This window comes from Streptomyces sp. NPDC056296 (assembly GCF_042268605.1).
Lineage (GTDB): Bacteria > Actinomycetota > Actinomycetes > Streptomycetales > Streptomycetaceae > Streptomyces.
This window is the reverse complement of record NZ_JBHJRX010000002.1, coordinates 1-4,221: the sequence shown is the minus strand read 5'-3', so window position 1 is coordinate 4,221 and position 4,221 is coordinate 1. Positions and strand designations below refer to the sequence as shown.

Annotated in this window: 2 protein-coding genes; both read left to right on the top strand. The window is 73.3% G+C overall.

Annotation, left to right across the window (positions count from 1 at the left end; genetic code table 11):
- Positions 1-45 precede the first annotated feature (45 nt).
- On the top strand, positions 46-2,463 hold the full coding sequence (locus tag ACFCZF_RS01650) for a [protein-PII] uridylyltransferase (protein WP_376669944.1): 2,418 nt from the start codon (positions 46-48) through the stop codon (positions 2,461-2,463).
- Between the two features lie 153 nt (positions 2,464-2,616).
- On the top strand, positions 2,617-4,167 hold the full coding sequence (gene ffh, locus ACFCZF_RS01645) for a signal recognition particle protein (RefSeq protein ID WP_376669943.1): 1,551 nt from the start codon (positions 2,617-2,619) through the stop codon (positions 4,165-4,167).
- Positions 4,168-4,221: the final 54 nt, after the last annotated feature.

Sequence of the window (4,221 nt, the reverse complement as noted above, 5' to 3'; positions counted from 1 at the left end):
GGAAGGAGGGGGGAAAAAAGAGGGGAGGAGGGAAGGAGGGGAGAGGTGGTAGGGCGCCTCCTATCCCCCCCGCAGGGGGGGCCCGTCCTCCCCCCCCCCCCGCGCCGTGCCGCCCTCGCCGGACTGACGGACGAGTGGCTGTCGGGCCTCTTCGCCGCGGGCACCGACGGGCTCAGAGGGGTGTCGCTCGTCGCCGTCGGCGGATACGGGCGCGGCGAGCTGTCCCCGCGCAGCGACCTGGACCTGCTCCTGCTGCACGACGGCGGCGACGCCAAGGCGGTCGCCGCCCTCGCCGACCGCCTCTGGTACCCCGTCTGGGACCTCGGCCTCGCCCTCGACCACTCCGTGCGCACGCCGGCGGAGGCCCGCAGGACGGCGGGCGAGGATTTGAAAGTCCAACTCGGTCTCCTGGACGCCCGACACCTCGCCGGCGACCTGGGACTGACCGCCGGGCTGCGCACCGCGGTCCTCGCCGACTGGCGCAACCAGGCCCCCAAACGCCTCCCCGAACTCCAGGAACTCTGCGCCGAGCGGGCCGAACGCCAGGGCGAGCTCCAGTACCTGCTGGAACCCGACCTCAAGGAGGCGCGGGGCGGCCTGCGCGACGCCACCGCCCTGCGCGCCGTCGCCGCCTCCTGGCTGGCCGACGCCCCGCGCGAGGGCCTCGCCGAAGCCCGGCGCCGACTGCTCGACGTACGCGACGCGCTCCACCTGGCGACGGGCCGGGCGACCGACCGGCTGGCGTTGCAGGAGCAGGACCAGGTGGCGGCCGAGCTGGGCCTGCTGGACGCCGACGCGCTGCTGCGGCAGGTGTACGAGGCGGCCCGCGTCATCTCGTACGCCGGTGACGTCACCTGGCGCGAGGTGGGGCGCGTACTGCGCTCGCGCTCCGTGCGGCCACGGCTGCGCGCCATGCTGGGCGGGGGGAAACCGGCGCCGGAGCGCTCCCCGCTCGCCGAGGGCGTCGTCGAGCAGGACGGGGAGGTGGTGCTCGCCCGCACCGCACGCCCCGACCGCGACCCCGTGCTCCCGCTGCGTGCCGCGGCCGCCGCCGCCCAGGCCGGGCTCCCGCTCTCCCTGCACGCCGTACGGCGCCTCGCGGCCACCGTGCGCCCGCTGCCCGCGCCCTGGCCCGCCGAGGCACGGGAGCAGCTGGTGACCCTGCTGGGCTCGGGCCGTCCTACCGTGGAGGTCTGGGAGGCGCTGGAGGCCGAGGGGCTGATCACCCGGCTGCTGCCCGACTGGGAACGGGTGCGCTGCCGCCCGCAGCGCAACGCCGTCCACCTCTGGACCGTCGACCGGCACCTGATCGAGACCGCGGTGCGCGCCTCCGGGTTCACCCGCCGCGTCCACCGGCCCGACCTGCTCCTGGTCGCCGCATTGCTGCACGACATCGGCAAGGGCTGGCCCGGGGACCACTCCGTGGCCGGTGAGACCATCGCCCGGGACGTGGCGGCGCGGATCGGCTTCGACCGTGCGGACACGGCCGTCCTCGCCACCCTCGTACGCCACCACCTGCTGCTCGTCGAGACGGCCACCCGGCGTGACCTCGACGACCCGGCCACCGTACGCGCGGTCGCCGAGGCGGTCGGCACGGAGCACACCCTGGAGCTGCTGCACGCCCTGACCGAGGCGGACGCGCTGGCCACCGGGCCGGCCGCCTGGTCGTCCTGGCGCGGCTCCCTCGTCGCCGACCTGGTGAAACGCGTCTCGGCGGTGCTGGCGGGAGACCCCCTGGAGGAGCCCGAGGCCGCCGCGCCCACTGCGGAGCAGGAACGGCTCGCCGTCGAGGCGTTCCGCACGGGCGGGCCGGTACTGACCCTGCGCGCCCAGGCCGAACCGCCGGCCGATCCGGAGCGGGCCGCCGACGCGGAGCGGGCCGCCGACCCGGAGCCCCTCGGGGTCGAGCTGCTGATCGCCGTACCGGACCAGGCGGGCGTGCTCCCCGCGGTCGCCGGGGTGCTGGCCATGCACCGGCTGACCGTCCGCACCGCCGAGCTGCGGTCCCTTCCGTTGCCGGACGGCGTCGAGGGCTCCGTCCTGCTGCTGGACTGGCGGGTCGCCGCCGAGTACGGCTCCTTGCCCCAGGCCACCCGCCTGCGCGCCGACCTGGTCCGGGCCCTGGACGGCACCCTGGACATCGCCGGCCGGCTCGCCGAACGGGACGCCGCCTACCCCCGGCGCCGGGGCGTGGAGCCGCCCCCGCCCCGCGTGACGGTCGCCCCCGCCGCGTCCCGGCTGGCCACGGTGATCGAGGTCCGCGCCCAAGACGCGCCGGGCCTGCTGTTCCGGCTCGGGCGGGCGCTGGAGGCGGCGGGCGTGCGGGTGCGGAGCGCGCACGCCTCGACCCTGGGTTCGAATGCTGTGGACGCCTTCTACGTCACCGGCCCGGAGGGCGCGCGGCTGCCGGGGGAGGAGGCGGGGGACGTGGCCCGGGTGCTGGAGGAGGCGTTGCGGGGCTGAGCCCGCCCAGCCGCAGGGCACGGCCCGCCGTCCCCGACCGCTGAACGCGGCGGGCGGGGACGAAGAATGCGGCAGGCGGGAACGAATGTCTTGCGGAGGCAGATACCCTGGAAGACGCTCAGACCGCCCCCGACTCCGAGGACCGACGCCACCGTGTTCGATACCCTCTCCGACCGCCTTAGCGCGACTTTCAAAAATCTCCGCGGCAAGGGCCGGTTGTCCGAGGCGGACATCGACGCCACGGCCCGCGAGATCCGCATCGCGCTCCTCGAAGCCGACGTGGCCCTGCCCGTCGTGCGTGCCTTCATCAAGAAGGTCAAGGAACGCTCCCTGGGCGCCGAGGTCTCCAAGGCGCTCAACCCCGCCCAGCAGGTCCTCAAGATCGTCAACGAGGAACTGGTCGGCATCCTTGGCGGGGAGACCCGCCGCCTGCGCTTCGCCAAGCAGCCGCCGACCGTGATCATGCTGGCCGGTCTCCAGGGTGCCGGTAAGACGACCCTCGCGGGCAAGCTGGGCCGGTGGCTCAAGGAGCAGGGCCACTCGCCGCTCCTGGTCGCCTGTGACCTCCAGCGCCCCAACGCCGTCAACCAGCTGAGCGTCGTCGCCGAGCGCGCCGGCGTCGCCGTCTACGCGCCCGAGCCGGGCAACGGCGTCGGCGACCCGGTCAAGGTCGCGAAAGACTCCATCGAGTTCGCCAAGTCCAAGGTCCACGACCTGGTCATCGTCGACACCGCCGGCCGCCTGGGCATCGACCAGGAGCTGATGCAGCAGGCCGCGGACATCAGGGACGCGGTTGGCCCCGACGAGATCCTGTTCGTCGTCGACGCGATGATCGGCCAGGACGCCGTCAACACCGCCGAGGCCTTCCGCGACGGCGTCGGCTTCGACGGCGTGGTGCTGTCCAAGCTGGACGGTGACGCCCGCGGTGGTGCGGCCCTGTCGATCGCCTCGGTGACCGGCAAGCCGATCATGTTCGCGTCGAACGGCGAGAAGCTCGAGGACTTCGACGCCTTCCACCCTGACCGGATGGCCTCCCGCATCCTCGACATGGGTGACCTGCTCACCCTGATCGAGCAGGCGGAGAAGACGTTCAGCCAGGAAGAGGCCGAGAAAATGGCCTCCAAGCTGGCGTCCAAGAAGGGCCAGGACTTCACCCTGGACGACTTCCTGGCCCAGATGGAGCAGGTCAGGAAAATGGGCTCGATCTCCAAGCTCTTGGGGATGCTGCCCGGCATGGGCCAGATGAAGGACCAGATCAACAACCTCGACGAGCGCGACGTCGACCGCACGGCCGCCATCATCAAGTCGATGACCCCGGCCGAGCGCACGGAGCCGACGATCATCAACGGCTCGCGCCGCGCCCGTATCGCCAAGGGCTCCGGCGTCGACGTCAGCGCGGTCAAGTCGCTCGTGGAGCGGTTCTTCGAGGCCCGCAAGATGATGTCCCGCATGGCGCAGGGCGGCGGTATGCCGGGTATGCCCGGCGTCCCGGGCATGGGCGGCGGCCCCGGTCGGCAGAAGAAGCAGCAGAAGAAGGCCAAGGGCAAGCAGCGCTCCGGGAACCCGATGAAGCGCAAGCAGCAGGAGCAGGAGGAGGCCGACCGCCGCGCCGCGGCCGCGCAGAACGGCGGCGCCTTCGGACTGCCCCAGCAGGGCGGCCAGGACTTCGAGCTGCCGGACGAGTTCAAGAAGTTCATGGGCTGACAGCCCGATCGGTTCTATGGTCCGTACGGCGCTGGGGGCGCCCCTCACCGGAGG